The organism is Gimesia fumaroli, from assembly GCF_007754425.1.
GTDB lineage: Bacteria > Planctomycetota > Planctomycetia > Planctomycetales > Planctomycetaceae > Gimesia > Gimesia fumaroli.
This window is the reverse complement of record NZ_CP037452.1, coordinates 1,725,572-1,742,103: the sequence shown is the minus strand read 5'-3', so window position 1 is coordinate 1,742,103 and position 16,532 is coordinate 1,725,572. Positions and strand designations below refer to the sequence as shown.

At 50.2% G+C, this 16,532-nt stretch carries 12 protein-coding genes; 7 read left to right on the top strand and 5 right to left on the bottom strand.

Annotated elements, in window-relative coordinates; genetic code table 11:
* Nucleotides 1-6: 6 nt before the first annotated feature.
* Complete coding sequence (locus tag Enr17x_RS06685) at nt 7-636, bottom strand: 50S ribosomal protein L25 (RefSeq protein ID WP_145307074.1); 630 nt, start codon at nt 634-636, stop codon at nt 7-9.
* Nucleotides 637-1,285: 649 nt separating this feature from the next.
* Between Enr17x_RS06685 and Enr17x_RS06680 the strand changes: the two genes are divergently transcribed.
* The 3 genes from Enr17x_RS06680 to Enr17x_RS06670 all read left to right on the top strand — a co-directional run bounded on the left by Enr17x_RS06680 (nt 1,286) and on the right by Enr17x_RS06670 (nt 7,172).
* On the top strand, nt 1,286-6,004 hold the full coding sequence (locus Enr17x_RS06680; protein ID WP_145307071.1) for a PQQ-binding-like beta-propeller repeat protein: 4,719 nt from the start codon (nt 1,286-1,288) through the stop codon (nt 6,002-6,004).
* Between the two features lie 84 nt (nt 6,005-6,088).
* Nucleotides 6,089-6,535 (top strand): hypothetical protein, encoded by a 447-nt coding sequence (locus Enr17x_RS06675; protein WP_145307068.1) that lies wholly within the window; start codon nt 6,089-6,091, stop codon nt 6,533-6,535.
* Nucleotides 6,536-6,728: 193 nt separating this feature from the next.
* Complete coding sequence (locus Enr17x_RS06670) at nt 6,729-7,172, top strand: hypothetical protein (RefSeq protein WP_145307067.1); 444 nt, start codon at nt 6,729-6,731, stop codon at nt 7,170-7,172.
* Between the two features lie 117 nt (nt 7,173-7,289).
* On the opposite strand, the gene argJ is transcribed toward Enr17x_RS06670, so the two are convergent.
* Together argJ and argC are read right to left on the bottom strand one after the other, a co-directional pair.
* The gene (gene argJ / locus Enr17x_RS06665; protein WP_232100976.1) at nt 7,290-8,489 is read right to left on the bottom strand and encodes a bifunctional glutamate N-acetyltransferase/amino-acid acetyltransferase ArgJ; all 1,200 of its coding nucleotides are present in this window, start codon (nt 8,487-8,489) and stop codon (nt 7,290-7,292) included.
* A 29-nt stretch (nt 8,490-8,518) separates the two neighbouring features.
* Nucleotides 8,519-9,532, bottom strand: coding sequence for an N-acetyl-gamma-glutamyl-phosphate reductase (gene argC, locus Enr17x_RS06660; protein ID WP_145307065.1), 1,014 nt, complete (start codon nt 9,530-9,532; stop codon nt 8,519-8,521).
* 515 nt (nt 9,533-10,047) lie between these two features.
* Here argC and Enr17x_RS06655 point away from each other — a divergent pair.
* The 4 genes from Enr17x_RS06655 to Enr17x_RS06640 all read left to right on the top strand — a co-directional run bounded on the left by Enr17x_RS06655 (nt 10,048) and on the right by Enr17x_RS06640 (nt 14,238).
* Nucleotides 10,048-11,271, top strand: a complete 1,224-nt coding sequence (locus Enr17x_RS06655) for a cupin domain-containing protein (RefSeq protein WP_145307063.1) — start codon at nt 10,048-10,050, stop codon at nt 11,269-11,271.
* An 84-nt stretch (nt 11,272-11,355) separates the two neighbouring features.
* Nucleotides 11,356-12,408 carry a sugar phosphate isomerase/epimerase family protein gene (locus tag Enr17x_RS06650; RefSeq protein WP_145307061.1) on the top strand — a complete coding sequence of 351 codons (1,053 nt, stop codon included), beginning with the start codon at nt 11,356-11,358 and terminating at the stop codon, nt 12,406-12,408.
* A 60-nt stretch (nt 12,409-12,468) separates the two neighbouring features.
* Complete coding sequence (locus Enr17x_RS06645; RefSeq protein ID WP_145307059.1) at nt 12,469-13,626, top strand: Gfo/Idh/MocA family protein; 1,158 nt, start codon at nt 12,469-12,471, stop codon at nt 13,624-13,626.
* A gap of 132 nt (nt 13,627-13,758) precedes the next feature.
* The gene (locus tag Enr17x_RS06640; RefSeq protein ID WP_390622548.1) at nt 13,759-14,238 is read left to right on the top strand and encodes a GreA/GreB family elongation factor; all 480 of its coding nucleotides are present in this window, start codon (nt 13,759-13,761) and stop codon (nt 14,236-14,238) included.
* Nucleotides 14,239-14,353: 115 nt separating this feature from the next.
* Here Enr17x_RS06640 and Enr17x_RS06635 read toward each other — a convergent pair whose 3' ends face one another.
* Together Enr17x_RS06635 and Enr17x_RS06630 are read right to left on the bottom strand one after the other, a co-directional pair.
* Nucleotides 14,354-14,701: a hypothetical protein gene (locus tag Enr17x_RS06635; RefSeq protein WP_145307055.1), complete on the bottom strand. Its 348-nt coding sequence runs from the start codon at nt 14,699-14,701 to the stop codon at nt 14,354-14,356.
* Nucleotides 14,702-15,038: 337 nt separating this feature from the next.
* Entirely contained in the window at nt 15,039-16,373 is a 1,335-nt protein-coding gene (locus tag Enr17x_RS06630) for an alpha/beta hydrolase (protein WP_232100975.1), read from the bottom strand.
* Nucleotides 16,374-16,532 lie beyond the last annotated feature (159 nt).

Here is a 16,532-nt window from a genome sequence, read left to right as displayed (position 1 = left end):
GATTCACTATTCAGCCGCTGATTCAGCTGCCTCACCAGATTCAGCTGCAGCATCAGAAACTTCGGCTTCAGCTTCTTCCGGCTGAGCTGCAATCACATGCACAACAACCTGATCTCCCTCATTATGGATCTTGGAGCCACGAGGCACTTCAACATCACTGACATGAATCGCGTCGCCGATCTCCAATGCATTGATACGCACAGGAAGATCGTCAGGAATATTATGAGCCAGACAGTCGAGTTCAAGAGTGTGCAGAGGCTGCTCCAGAATCCCCCCTGACACGACACCAGGCGAGGTTCCACGCAATCGGACAGGCACTTCAACTGTCACGCGTTCTGAAGCATTGATCCGAATCAAATCCACATGCAGAACCTGAGTTCCAAATGTATCCCACTGCAATTCCCGCAGCATGGTTTCTTCGACCTGACCATCTACGTCAATCTCAAAAACGCGTTCACGGTTCTTAATCAGATTCTGGAGATCGTGGTCTTCCACACACACATGAGCAGGTTCCTGCTCATGACCATACACGACAGCCGGTACCCGACCAGCCCGGCGAATACGGCGGCTTTCGATTGATCCCAGTTTATCCCGTTTGAAAGCACTGATTCTCGGCAATACAAAATCGTCTGACATTTCCCAACATTCCTCGAATAGTGATCTGGCACCAGGCCTTGATCCACTCTTCCATTAAAGACTTTTGAATCTATAACTTGACACTATTAAATTGTAATGGCTGAAATCCAACATGCGTCCCCCTCTGCATTGTGCTTATTTTCTTGAAACACCATCAGAGCGATTCATCACAAATCACCTCTGGCAAGGGACAACTGAAGCGACTCCAGCCGGAATTCCGGCTGGTACTCGGCTAGTCTGCAATAGTTGAAGCGTGCAAAAATAACTTCCCGCAAGCAAATCTGCAACCGATTCCCCCCCCTATCTTGGTTGAAAGTCGCAAGACTGACTGTTTTTTTTGATTTCTCCTGCCAGAAACCCACTGCTCTCCGCGGATTCACTTAATCACAGGCCTTAGGGAAGGATACATCAGAACACATCCATTTTCAACTCTGATGCACCAACCTGAGATCCTCCCTGCAAAAATAAAGAGTCCTAGAATCCATCAGATTACGTATTGGCTCAAAGAAAACTGGCTGTAGAATAGAAAAAGAGTTTTCGAGAACATACTGAGCCCCCGATGTTTTAATCAGGGCCGCCTCCCTGCTAACCGCAGACGAGGAAGCTTTGATCCCATTATTATCTGCCAGGCGACCAAAAGGCTGAGTTGATGCATTCAATCATTCTAAACCGGACTATTGTCCTTATCGTCATAACCTGCCTCACGATGCCCTCTGCTCTCAATCTCCAGGCGGACGAGCAAGCAGAGGAAAAGAACCCTTTCCAGCCAAACGCACAAAAACAGGCGCCAAACCAAAACCCGCTGAATCCACTAAAGAAAATCATTCAAGGCTGGTTTGGTGGCGCCAAACCAGCACCAGGGCAACAGGCCAAGGCACCTGTCATCAAGCGAACTCCCGGCTATTACCGCTTTCCCCAGGACCTGGAACAGGAACGCCGATTTAAAACCGTCAGAAAACTGATCGACGATAAACAATGGGACGCCGCACGCGATAAACTGCAATTGATGCTGGAAAACAGCCTGAACCTTCCCGTCCACGTCTCCGGCGAACGATCACTGATCACCGATCGCGAATTGATTTACCAACTTCTGGAACTCCTGCCGGTCGAACAACGTGAACGATTCAACCGCCAATATGAGGCACTCGCTGAAAAACTGCTGAATGATGCCAGACAAAATCACGCCCCTCCGGAAAGCTATGCTGAAATTGCCACCCGCTTCTCTGGCACACAGCCCGGCATGCAGGCCATGAACTACCTGATGTCCTATCATATGGAACGTGGCGAATTTGGCTTAGCCGAACAATATCTGCAGCGTCTGCTAAAATCACACGCACCAGTCACTGACACTCCACACTGGAAAACAAAGGCCGCTTTTATCTTCAAGCAGACCGGAAAAGAACCACTCATCGCAGAGCTGTTCAATTCCCCTGGAGGTGCTTCGCTGGTTGAAAAACCAATCAATATCGGGGGCACTTTTGAAACACCCCAAAAGTGGTTGAATCAACTACAGGATCTGAACCTGGCTACCAATCTACTACTGGATGAATGGCCGATGGTGTTTGGCTCCCCCAGCCATGCTGCTCGTGCCAAACCGGCAGATCCATTACTCATTCCCCGCTGGTCATTCCCGCTGACTTCAAATCATTCGTTGCAGACACAGCTCAAACTGATTCAGGAAGATCTCGCCAGCGCAGGCCGAGCGACAATTCCTGCACTCCCTCCGTTAGCCACACAGGGAAAAATTGTTTTCCGTACCCTCAGAGGCATTCAGGTCCTGGACGCTCTGACCGGCGCCCCGCTATGGGAGTCGGCCTTGGAGAACTCACCCGAAGAATCATTTATCGCTGCACAATTGAAAGGCCTGAATGCGCCTCAGGCACGCGGACTGTTTGGTTCGGAGCCGAGGAATGGTTCGTTTTCAGTCTACAATGGAACCAACCCTGACTCACACACTTTAACAAATCTGGTCTATCGAAATGCCAACTGGGGCAGCCAAAGCAGTGATGAACGGCAACTCTATGTACTGGAAGGGATGCAGCTGAATCTTGGGGGAGGCAGTTTTGCCAGCAACCTGAATCGATTTCGCCGAAACCTGAGAAGAGGTGAGGTCGAAGCCGATTCCTGGTCTTCAACCCAAATAGTGGCCTATGACCTCCAGACTGGACAACAAAAGTGGAAGATCGGTGGCACCAGGTTCGATGAACCCTTTGATTTGCCACTTGCCGGCACTTTTTTCATGGGCGCCCCGACTCCGTCTGACAACGAATTATTTGTCGTTGGAGAACGGGACCGGGAAATTCGCCTTTATGCACTGAACCCACAGACCGGAGAAGAACTCTGGTCACAGCAAATCGGTAATCCTGAACAGGACATTTCTCTGGATATGGTCCGGCGCTGGTGGATTGCTCCCGTTGCCATCGATCAGGGAGTCATCGTCTGCCCTACTACGATTGGATTATTAACAGCCATTGACCGCTTGAACCACTCAATCCTCTGGTCAACCCAATATGAAGCCAACAGCTCCCATAGCACAAACCAGCGATTCAATCGTATCCAGCAAACTTCATTTGAACCACTTAATCAACGCTGGTGCCCTTCCGCTCCCGTCATTTCCGGTAACAAGGTAATTTATACGCCACCGGATAGTGAAACTCTGGTTTGCCTGGACTTGATCACGGGATCCCCGAGCTGGGCGAAAAGAGCAAAAGAAACCTCGCTCTACCTGGCCGGTGTGGTCGATAACCAGATCCTGCTGGTAGGAACAAATGGTGCGACCGCGATTTCACTGGAGACGGGAAAAACGGACTGGAATACAGGATTTGGAAGCGCAGCAGGCGCCCCGTCCGGATTGGCAGTCATTGCTGACCAACGCCTGCACATCCCCCTGCAAAGTGGTCAGGTCTGGACTCTGGATGTCAAAACGGGGAAGGTTCTCAACAAACTGTTTAACGAAAACCAGAATCAGCCTCTGGGCAACCTGATCATTCAAAATGGTCAATTCCTCTCATTGAGTGCAACAGGCCTGGTCAGCTATGAACAAAAACAGACATTCGAGGCTCAAATTGCGGACATCAAACGACAAAACACTCAAGACCCCATTGCACTCTTAAAAGAATCTCAAATGCTGATGATGAGCCATTCCTACCCGGAAGCGCTTGTCAAACTAAAACAAATTGACCGAACACAACTACCGGCCCAACATCATGATCAACTTCATAAACTGATCATCAATGGTCTGTCGTCCCAGATTCGATCAGATTTCCAGCAACACGATGATCTTGTCGCGCAACTCAAGCAACAAGTCAGCTCAGACAGCGAACGCATTGAACTACAGAGGCTCTTGATTGAACGCTATACAGCCAGACAACAATTCAACGAAGCGATTGCCTTAATCCTGGAGCTGGCACAAGCACCGGAAGAAACCTTCTTCCAGACAGCGGCTACTGAAACACAAATTGACTCTTGGATTGCAGGACAGGCAGCTGATCTCTGGAAGCGCGCCACACCAACAGACCGTGATCAGTTTTCCCACCAGATCGCTCAAAGAGCCCAACAGGTTTTAAGCCTGAATCAGCAGCAACAGGAACGCTTTCTGCAGCAGTTTCAATTTCATGAAGCATCGGTTCCGGTCTTAGAACAAGTCATCGCGACTTCCATGAACTCCGAAAACTTCTATGAAACCGAACTTTGGCTCAAACGACTGACAAAACGAAAACAGCCACAACTGACAGCACGCGGGCTGGCTCGCATGATGGAACTTTGCCTTAAATTTCAACTGTATCAGGATGCAGAATACTACCGGACCCAACTGACAGAATACGATCCAACTCTCCTGGTTTCAGATAACCAGACACTCCGCCAATTCCTGGAACAAAGACAACAGATCCCGCAGGTTGATGCGGAACAAGACAAACAGAAACCCTGGCAGCCACAGAACTTAAAACTGATCGTCAGCAACCCGGTCCGTTATTATTCCACTCCGGAAATCACGTTGAATACCAGTGCATCCAGCCTGCCATTCTTCCAGACGAAAACGCTGTCCGTAGACTCAAAACAGAATCGACTCACGATTTTCACGCCTGATGGCAATCGCCTGATCTGGTCAACTCCGCTGCGATCCTCTGACCTGAACCACTCACCCGGTTTCAATGAAAGCGAAGTGGTCGGCCATAACCTGATTCTGCAACATCGGGATATGCTACACCTCATTGACCTGGTAAGTCAAAAGCTGGTCTGGAGTCAGAGGCTGGATAAGAAACAGACAAATCGTTACATCTCCAACGCGTATCGATTGACTCCTGCTTCAATGGAATCGGTAACCACACTGCTGCATCGTCATCACCCCTCCATCGCGGTTCGCAATGTTGGAATGATTGCTGCCGCCAATGCCGATTACACCTGCTTCTATAGCCGCCGCAAAATTATTCTGGTCGATACGAGAACCGGAAAAGTGCGTTGGACTCATGAAAACGTCGACAATGAAACCAGAGTTCTGGGAGACGACCACCTGATCTACCTCGTTACCAGAGACCGTGTTACCAAAAAAATTCTGCGAGTCAGCGACGGTCAACCCGTTCCCGTCTCAGAGGTGGGTGATGATCTCCAACACGCAATCTATCAAGGAGAAACGGCGTTCGTTTCGATCTCATCTCCCAATGACAAAAAACGCCCTGATCAGAAACCAGGGCAAACCGCGGTCTACCGTTTTCATTCGGAGTCGAAGGAACAAAACTGGAGCATCGACTTCCCACCGAATTCTCAATTCGGACTGTTCAACCAGCACTACCTCTCTGTCTTGAGCCCTAAAGGGGAAATCGAAATTGTTGACCTGAGAACAGGAAAAAAATCGTCTCTGGAATCGCTCACTCAGGAAGAACTCAAAAGCCATAAGAAGTTCTACCTGGTCACTGACAACGACCACATCTACCTGGTCGGCCATACCTCAGCGCGCAATTCAATCTCAGTCAACGTCCCTTCGATTCCCATTAATGGGACGCTGTATGTCTATGATCGCCAGACCGGAAAGCGAATATGGGACCAGAAAATAAAAAACCAGCATCTAGTGCTCAACCAGCAAAATCTGCTGCCAGTGATTTTGCTGGTCGCACGCGAATACAGACGTGTGGGAAATCGCCACACCAATATTTTCCATTTACACGCCCTGAATAAACAATCGGGAAAAAATCTCCTGACATGGGAAGCCCCCGTCGATTCCAATATTCGCACATTAAATGTTGACCAGCAGCAGAAAATGGTTGAAATTCTGACCTATGGTGCAAGAATTCGGCTGTACGATGCCGATGAACTAGCGGTTCGGCAACCGGAAAAGAATCCGGCTACGGAGCCGCTACCCAAAAAGAATTAGAAATCCACTTGCGAAACAATTCGCATAAAAATACAATGATGTAGTTTCACACTAGGCGTTTCGCTTAACCTGAAGAGATTCGTAATGTACCGTGTTTTTGTCCTGATTTTGATTGGCTCCCTGGCTCTACCTGCCGTCCCGGTTTCGGGTTGCGAGTGCAGCCAGAAACAGTCCGGTCAGACGAAAGCCTGCTGTTGTAGTAAAGCAGGATCGAATCAGACAAAAAAACAGAAGGCTTGTTGTTGTCAGGCTTCTCAGAAACGCAAAAAACAGGAGACGCACAACCAGATTCAGTGCCAGAAACAAAACTGCCACTGTAATCAGACCTTTCAACAGCCAGCAACAACCATTTCGGTAAAATCCACCGAATTGGCCCGTCAACTTCGCGAAAACTTTGAGTCAGTTGATCTGACGGCTGAGCTCTGTTTTTCAGCTCGCCCCGCTTCTACACGCTCATTTGAGTTGCCCCCTCCTGTTCATGCTTATGACTCAGGGGAGTTTTGCGCGCACTTCTGCCTCTGGTTAATCTAACTCCCGTCTTTCTTAAACGGATTAACCTTCTCCGTTCCCCGCATGAGCCATGCCTGTAATCGCTGCGCCATGCGCTGCATCCTGTTCAAAGGATGTTTTCCCTCTTTTGGAAACGGGAACGGATCTGCAACTCGGATATCTATCGTTTAAAGTATTGAAATCAACACACTTTTTCACTTTCAAGGAGAAAACCATGCGTCAAGTTCTATCAATCGCTGCCTTATTAGCTGTTGTTGCCTTCGTAGGCCAAACCGTTGCCGCCGATGGTAAAGGCAAAGCAATGTGCCCGGTTGCTGGCAAACCAGCTAACCCCAACCAAACTGTTGATTACAAAGGGGGGACTGTCAGCCTCTGCTGTGGTAACTGCAAAAAAGCATTCACAGCAAACCCAGCTAAATTCGCTGCAAAAGCAAACCTGCAACTGGTTGCCACCAAGCAAGCCAAACAGGTCAAATGCCCCTTCGCCGGCAAACCTGTTAACCCTGCTCAGGAAGTGACCGTTGCTGGTACCAAAGTGCAATTCTGCTGCGGCGGGTGTAAAGGCAAAGCAGCAAAAGCGACAGGCGATGAACAGATCAAATTGATCTTCAACGACAAAGCCTTTGCCAAAGGCTTCAAAGTGACAAAGAAAGATTAGTGTTTCTTAACGGTATCATGCACGTGCATGCCTGCATGATGCAGCTTTGAAGTAAGTCAGAGACAGGAGTGGGAGCGTTTTCGAAATGCTCCCACTCTTTTTTTACCTCACTGAAACTCAGGTGGTGTACTCTGAATTCAAACGCACATATTCCTGCGTCAGGTCGCTCGTCCAGAATACTACTGACTCTTCTCCGAACGGCAACTGCACCTGAATCAACACATCGCGGTTGTTCCGCAGCCCATCCGAGACCGCCTGCTCATCGAAGTCGACTGGCTGTCCATCCTCATAAAGTAATGTGCCATTGACTTGCAACACGATGTCCCGCTCAGTCAGTTTGACACTGGTTCGACCAGTCGCGGAAACAATCCGCCCCCAGTTCGGATCGGCACCGGTAATTGCCGTTTTGACCAACGCATCATTGGCAATCGTTCGCGCAATTTCAAACGCATCATCTCGTTGTTTTGCTCCCGAGACTTCGATCGTAATAAAGTGGTCGGCCCCTTCCGCATCACGAATGATCGCCTGCCCCAGCTCCATGGCCACTTCATCAATTGCCAACTGCAAATCACTCAGTTCCTGATCGGACAGTTCAGCGGCTCCCGCAGCACCGTTTGCCAGCAAGATCACCGTATCACTCGTACTGGTGTGCCCTTCGACGGAAACACAATTGAAACTGCGATTGACGGCATTCCTCAAAAGTTGATCGGCCTGAGTGGAACTCAACGGTGCATCAGTCATGATCACGGACAGCATGGTTGCCATGTTCGGTGCAATCATCGCAGCTCCTTTTGCGGCACCACTCACTCTTACGGTCGTGCCACCAATGGAAAGGACATGTGTTGCCTGCTTGGGAACCGTATCGGTGGTCATCATTCCTGTCGCCGCCTGCCGAAATGCCCGCGCGCCTGAGTCCAATTGCCGCACGACTTCCGGAATCCCCTGCTCCAAAGGCGTACGTGGCAGAAAGTGGCCGATAATCCCTGTCGAACAGACCAGGACTTCTTCCTCCGCGAGAGATAAGCCGTCCGACACTAGACGGGTCATCCACTTTGCATCTTCAATCCCACGCTCACCGGTACAAGCATTTGCATTTCCGGAGTTAATTACGACTGCGCGAACCGATTCGCTGGGAACGCGTTCCCGCGAAACTTTCACAGGAGCCCCACACACCTGATTCTTCGTAAACACACCCGCGCCGCAACAAGGCACATCAGAAGCAAACAAAGATAAATCAAAAGTCGACTTGTTTTCCTTGATGCCACAAGCCAGACCGGCAGCACGAAACCCCTGGGGTAAGATCATATCAGCAGTCAACTGCTTCTCCTTCAACGAAATAAGAAATTTCAGACGATTAAACCAGCGGTCTCGGGGTACCCCGCCATCAAGTTGAAATTCTGAATGGCAACTCCCGCCGCTCCCTTGATCAAATTATCGGTCGCGGAAAAGACAATCAATTGATCGCCGGCAAACTGCACGGAAATGTCACAATAATTCGTTCCCGCCACATTTTTCGTCGCGGGAATACGATCAATTACGCGCACAAACGGCTTCCCCTGATAAAAGGATCGATAAACATCCAGGAGTGCATCCCGACTAATCGCTTTGGTCAATCGCGGATACATAGTCGCTAAAATTCCCCGGTTCATTGGAGTCAGGTGCGGCGTAAAGGTGACTTTCACGTCTTTCCCTCCCACCGTAGTGAGGACTTCTTCGATCTCCGGCGTATGGCGATGCGTTCCCACACCATAGGCGGTAATGCTCTCGTTACACTCAGGATACAGCGTTCCCAGTTTGGGATTCCGCCCCGCTCCACTGACGCCGCTTTTGGCATCAATGATGATCCCCGTTGGCTCCACCAACCCTTCGGCCATTAACGGCGCCAAACCCAAAATGGCCGTACTGGTATAACAGCCCGGGTTGGCAATCAGATCGGCGGAGGGAATTTTGTCAGCCCAAAGTTCAGGCAAGCCATATACCGTGCTCCCCAGCCGGGTCGGATCAATATGCACATGGTGATACCACTTTTCATATACGGCCGGATCACTCAATCGGTAGTCGGCACTCAAATCAACCACCCGACAACCATCCGCCAGTAGATCGGGAATGACTTCCATGCTCGCCACATGTGGCAATGCACAAAACACAAAGTCCGCCCGATCCGCAATCTCAGCCGAGGTCAATGCTTCACAGCGCAAATCCAGGCGTCCTTCCAGACAAGGATGAATTTCACTGATATGCGGTGCTTCTTCCGAACGGGACGTCAACGCGACGATTTCCACATCCGAATTTCGCAGTAGTATTTTAATCAACTCCAGAGCCGCATAACCTGTGGCTCCCATTATGGCAACTTTTGTCATTGTTTCCTGATCCGACTAAACTCTAAGAAGCGGCAAACCCTGAAACAGGTGTCTGCCTGAGCACATTGAGAACATCATACAATCTGAAGTGTGAATAAGAAGACGACAAGGATTGACTCGGCAAGGATCGCCAGAGTTCTCCATTTTTTCAAGATCCTATTCCACCAGGGAAACAAACAAAAGCAGACCACAGACGATAATGCAACAGAAATGGGATCTGATTCAAAATTCCCCAGCAAACTTCTGATTTTATAATGATTATTTAGAATTAACAAAGTCAACGCCCACATGGGAAATGAATGTCATTCTTTCAAATTAGCCGCAAAATCAATTCGGTTTCCTTTTCAAAAACATTCTTAAACATCACAATAAAACCAGTGATTCAAGTCATTTTTAACAATAGCAATTCAATTTGCCAGTGTTCCGAATTCCTGATCAAATAGCGGTTTTGTAACGAGCCGCCAGTGGTTCACATGGACACCCACCAGTGCAACATGGAATAAGAAGAGGAAAGAATGTCTAACGTTGCCAAACTAGCCGCCGATGCGCTGACTGAAGGTGGTGGGATTTTACGCTTGTCCCCAACATGGGTCCCCCGCTCGTTTCTTCAACCCGGTCGTCGTTTGAAACTGCATCCTAATGACTACTACGCCTTGGGAACCCACCGGGGCGGTATCGATGAGCGCTGGTTTGGCTCCACAACCGTCGCCACCAACGAAGGCGCACCAGATGACGAAGGTTTGAGCTACTGTGTCTTCGGCGGTGAAAAGTTCACTCTGCGAGATGCCATCGCCGAACTGGGAGCCGAAGTCATCGGCGATTCGATCTGGGGCAAATACAATCGCTGGCCCGTTTACTCCAAATTCTTTGACAATATGGGACCGATTCCTCACCACATGCACCAGAATGCCGAACAGGCTGCACTGGTTGGCCAGGAAGGAAAACCCGAATCGTATTACTTCCCTCCCCAGATGAATGCCATCGGAAACAATTTCCCCTACACCTTCATGGGTCTGGACCCAGGCACCACCAAACAGAATGTCATCGACTGCCTGGATCGCTGGAATGACGGGGATAACGGAATTCTTGATCTCTCTAAAGCGTATCGCCTCAAACCGGGTACCGGCTGGTTGATTCCTCCCTGCGTCCTGCACGCTCCCGGAAGTCTCGTTACCTACGAACCACAGTGGGGCAGTGACGTCTTCGGCATGTATCAGTCGATGGTCGAAGGCCGGGCCGTACCACGCTCGCTGTTGACCAAAGACTTCCCTGAAGACAAACACGACGACAACGCCTATCTCGTCGATGCCCTCGACTGGGAAGCCAACGTGGATCCCAATTTCAAAGCCAACAATTACCTCGAGCCCATTGCGATCGGCGATACCGCAGCCGACGGCTATGTTGACCGCTGGATTGTTTACGGTAAAGTCAAAGGCGAGCAGTTATTCACTGCGAAGGAACTGACCGTCAACCCGGGATGCAAAGTCACCATCAAAGACTCCGGCGCATACAGCTGGATCACAGTTCAGGGTGAAGGCACAATCGGGAAACTGAGACTGCAGACACCTGCCATGATCCGCTTCAGAGAAATGACAGAAGACGAAGTCTTCGTGACAGAGAAAACCGCTCAGGAAGGCGTTACGATTGAAAATACGGGCAGTGAGCCACTGGTTTCACTCCGTTACTTCGGCCCTGATGCCTGCCCCAGTGCTCCCAATATCGGTGATTACCGAAAATAAACTGATCAGTCACACAGAACTGCCCGAACTCTCGGGTAGTTTCTTTTTGATCTTCTAATTCCTGCTAACATGAAAGACCATCTCATGAGTGATCACACAGCTAACCCCCTCCCCAAGCTTCATAATGCAGCCTGGCCGGGCGTCGTTGGAAAAGGCCCCGACTCAGAACCCCCGATTGACCTGGATACCATGCTCGACCTGACTGCCGCCGCCGAAGTGGATGGCATCAAGTTCGACGGAACGGACCTGTTCCTGTTTGATCCGCACGTCAGCATTGATTCCAGTGATGATGACCTGAAGCAACTGGCTGAAAAAGTGCAGTCCCGCAATCTGGTCATCGGCTCAGTCGTCGCTCCGGTCTGGCCTCCCACCGGTGGTGGCTCCGCCATGGGTAGCGACGAAGAACGCGGCCAGTTCCTGGAACAGGTTCGCAAAGGATGTGGCATTGCTAAAAAACTGCGCGAGCTTGGCGTTCGCCCTTACGGCGTCGTCCGCATCGACTCTGCCGCAGGCCCCGGTGAATGGATCGAAGATCCGGAAGGCAATCAGGCCAAAATCGCAGACACCTTCAAACAAGCCGCCGATATCGCCGCCGATCATGGCGAGCGTCTGGCAGCAGAAGGGGAAATCTGCTGGGGTGGCATGCATAGCTGGAAACGCATGGTTCAACTCCTGGAACTGGTCGATCGCCCCGACATACTGGGCTTTCAGGCTGACATGTCGCATACTCTGCTCTACCTGATGGGTTACAACGCCCCAGAGGATCGTCTCCTTCCGGAAGACTTCGACTGGAACGATGAAGCCACTTTTGATGCCGCCTATAAAACCCTGACCGATGCCCTGCGTCCTTGGACGATCGATTTCCATGTGGCACAGAACGACGGCACCGTTCACGGCACTGGATCGCATGACAAAACCGGTAGACACTGCCTGCCCAAAGACCCCAACGGTAAGCTTGATATCGTTAAACGGGCCGGTTTCTGGTTACGTGACGAAAACGGCAACCCCACGAAGAAGTTTCAGCACATCTGCTGGGATGGTTGCATGTTTTCCAATGAAGTCATGATGAACCCCCAGACCTGGAACGACATCCTGGAAGCAATGATTAACGTCAGAGACGCTCACGGCTGGTCGTAATCGTTTCCTCTACACTCTCATTTTTCAATCTATTTTTTAAATCTACAAGGAGTCACACCAATGACCAAGCCAGTACGCGTCGGTCTGATCGGCTACGGATTCATGGGGCGAACCCACTCCAATGCTTATAGACAAGTCGGCAAATTTTTTGATATCGAACACACACCTGTTCTGCAGGCCTGTTGTGCCCGTAGCGAAGATAAAATCAAAGACTTCGCCGACAACTGGGGCTGGGAATCCTATGAAACCGATTGGCGCAAGCTGATCGAACGGGATGACATCGACCTGATCGACATCACCACTCCCAACAATTCGCACCACGATATCGCCATCGCTGCCGCAGAAGCCGGTAAGATGGTGCTCTGCGAAAAGCCACTGGCGATGAATGTCGCTGAGGCAGTCGCGATGACCGAAGCCATTGAAAAGGCCGGCGTGGCCAACATGGTCTGGTTTAACTACCGTCGCGTGCCTTCAATCACCCTGGCCAAACAGCTGGTGGACGAAGAACGCATCGGTCGTCCCTTCCACTACCGAGCTCAGTACCTGCAGGACTGGACCATCGCAGAAGACGTTCCCCAGGGTGGTGCGACTCTCTGGCGTCTGGATGCCAAAGTCGCAGGTAGCGGCGTGACCGGCGACCTGCTGGCTCACTCCATCGACTCTGCGATCTGGCTCAACGGACCGATCACTTCGGTCTCAGCGGCCACAGAGACGTTCATTAAAGAACGCGTTCATCAGGAAACCGGCGAAAAGACCAAGGTCGAAATCGACGATGCCTGCATGTTCCTCGCCCGCTTCGCCAACGGCTCCATGGGAACCTTCGAAAGCTCCCGCTATGCCCGTGGACGCAAAAACTTCAATACGTTCGAACTCAACGGGGAAGCCGGCTCGGTCTACTTTGACCTGGAAGACCCACAGATTCTGCAGTTCTTTGAATACGCCAATCCCACCACCGGCAAAAAAGTCGAAGACCACGTTACCGGCTGGCGGCGGATTCATGTCACTAACTTCGAACACCCCTATATGGATAAATGGTGGGTTCCCGGCTGTACCATCGGTTACGAGCACACCTTTACCAACGCTCTGGCTGACTTCTTCCAGGGACTGGATACCGGGAAGCCAACTCAACCCGATTTCAGAGCGGCACTTGAAACTCAAAAAGTTTGTGATGCCGTTCTGCAAAGTGCGAAAGACAAGCAATGGGTCGAAATTGCATAGCATTACAGGCAGGTTTTCTGCTATAATGCGGCCATAGCAAGCCTTTGTAAAAACGGGCGACAATCTCAAGTCGCCCGTTTTTGCTATATACTGAATCAAATAAATCTCGAGGATAAAGAACCGGGAGTCAAAATTATGGACCGTCATCCAATCACACAAGAAGGATACGATAAACTGCGCGAAGAAATTCGTTACCTTGAAAACGAAAAGATGCCCGAGATCGCTCAGGCCATTGCAGACGCTCGTGCCGAGGGTGACCTGAAGGAAAATACCGAATATCATGCCCAGCGCGAAGCACAGGGGATGACACAGGCAAAAATCAACCAACTGAAAACCAAGCTGGCTAGCTGCTATATCGCCGATAAATCAAACATGCCTAAAGGGGTGGTCACCTTTGGAACAACGGTGACTGTGAAAGATCTAAGCGATGGCTTGGAAGAGAGATACGAATTTGTCGGCCCCGGCGAAGAGGATTATACTGGCGAAGTCATGAAAATCCTGACCTCAAGCCCGCTGGCGGAAGGCCTGCTGAACAAAAAAGTGGGAGATCAGGTTGAAGTCGAAGTTCCTTCAGGAATGCTCAAATTAGAAATTATCAAAATCGACGACTGATCGAAATCAATTCTCAGAAACAATGATAGCGGCGTGAATTGACTTCACGCCGCTATTTTTATTGATTCAGACTTCTGAAATCATCGTCAGCATCAAGAGATAGACACCCGGGCTGCTATTTCCCTTGAACCAGTACTCGATTCATCAAGGGAACAGAGGGTGCAAAAGTTTGCACGATCTGTGTGACTAATTGCTTGAGATAATAGGTGGAACTGACGCCATAGACCGTAATCCCAGAGTGATCATAGCGGACTTTGACGTTCCGTACCTGTTGATGAGTTCCGGATAGGATTTCCGTTTCCAGCTTCGCGGGTGCGGGGCAGGACTCCCATTGAGGAGCAGGCTGCTGCTGCGGTGGAACTTCCATTTCAGGCTCGCATTCCAGGCTCTTGCGGAGACCATCCAGAATGCTTGTTTCTTCTGCAAATGAACGACGGGGCTTTTGTAAAATCTGCAAAGACATCGCAAAGATCCAACTAAATAAAATGAGTATCGACTGAGATTCAAACTATTTTTTCACAGTCGCGAATCATGTGCCGAAAGAAAGCCGATTCGAAAAAACAGTAGACTCGCAACGCCGCCATAGATATGAGAAAAGCCTATCTGGCACAATATACAAGACTTAAAAAAATTAAGACTGAACCCAATCTTAACCACCTCCAAATAATTCGGATGACTTTGATTAAGTTTTGATGTGCGCCGTAAGTTTGCGAGCTGCGTAAAAAATGTGCGATACAACTGGGCAGAGTCACTCCCCAAACGAGCCCAGCGTTCAACGAGAACAGCCCTCAAGAGTTCTCCTATTTCTGGGCTTTGATCCATTTGGCAATATCGACAATCACACGCTTCTCAACATGGCCAGGAGTGAGATATTCACTGGGAGTACTTTTCCCCTCACCCGCCATAAAAAGGTGATTCAGACGAGTATAAGAAATCAGTGTGACATCTGCACGGCTTCCCAAAGCCTGTTTCCACAGATCAAAATCAACCATCGTGACCTGATAATCCCGCTCCCCCTGCAGGATCAGAAAGGGCTTCTGCAGCGTTTGGGCACGCACGGCAGGCTGATATCCCCTCAAATCCAGCCAGTATGGAGCCGAAATGCCTAAGGGGAGTTCTGATGCCGCAAAATCTGCAGACAGTGCTGGTGATTTCACCATTTCCACCTGTTTTTTGATAGCATCTATCTTCTGCTGTTCCTCGGCCGTAACTGCCCCATCCAGTGAGAATAGGTATTTCACCTGATCAAGCACCAGGTCTTCCAGAGGCCGTACCGAGCCGGCAAAGCTGATAAAGCCAGCGATCTTTGCAGAAGCGGCTCCGATCCGTGGCAGCAGGTTCCCTCCCAGACTATGGCCTAATACGTAGATGCGATTCGTTTCGATCCGTGGCTGATTGGCCAGAACATCTACAGCAGCGACTGCGTCGTCAACGGATTCCTCTTTGACAGTCAGCCCTCCGGAAAGCAACGCCATTTTGAGCTGATGATGTTTCGTCCGCTTCTCATACCGCAGAACGGCAACGCCTCGGGAAGCGAGCCCCTGTGCCAGATCACGAAATGGTTTATTGGGGCCGATTGTCTCATCCCGATCATGGGGGCCTGATCCATGAACCAGCACCACCGCAGGTACCCGCTTGTCACCTTTAGGCAGCGAGAGTGTACCCGGCACCGCCCAGAGCCCGGCACCGACCGTTACTTCGACTTCCTCAAACTGTTTCTTGTCGACATAACCAGGAGTACGATAGACACCACCAGGAACGAAAAACAGGCCTGCGATTTCATTTTGCTCTGTGAAAACGACCTTGGTATCGAGCTGGCCTCGCTCAAACTGACATGTGACAAATACGATCTGATATTTCTTAATCGCCTCGGTTCTCGAATCAGCAATCCGTTGCAGGCTGCCATACTGACTGAGAACACCTTTCCAGATCGCCTCCAGTTTGTTTGGGGGAAGTGCCTTAGTCATCACAGTGTCAAACCGCTGGACCGCCTTCTCAAACTCTCCCTGTTCAAGCTGTTTGACAAACTCCCGCGCCAGTTTCTCGCGATCAGGTTTTGCCTGCCCCGCGGAAATTGCTGACTGCCAGAGTATGAAAACCATCAACCAGACGAGAAAGAATCTTGCTTGCTGCATCACCTTACTCCACACTGCCTGCTTCATGAAAATCGATTAAACAGATCGAATATAACAGGTCTCTTATGGACTTGATAATACTTTTAAATTCTACTCATATTCAGACGACAAAAAAGCGAGCGTAAGCCAAGACTCTTTTCAAAGCAAAAGATCTCTGCA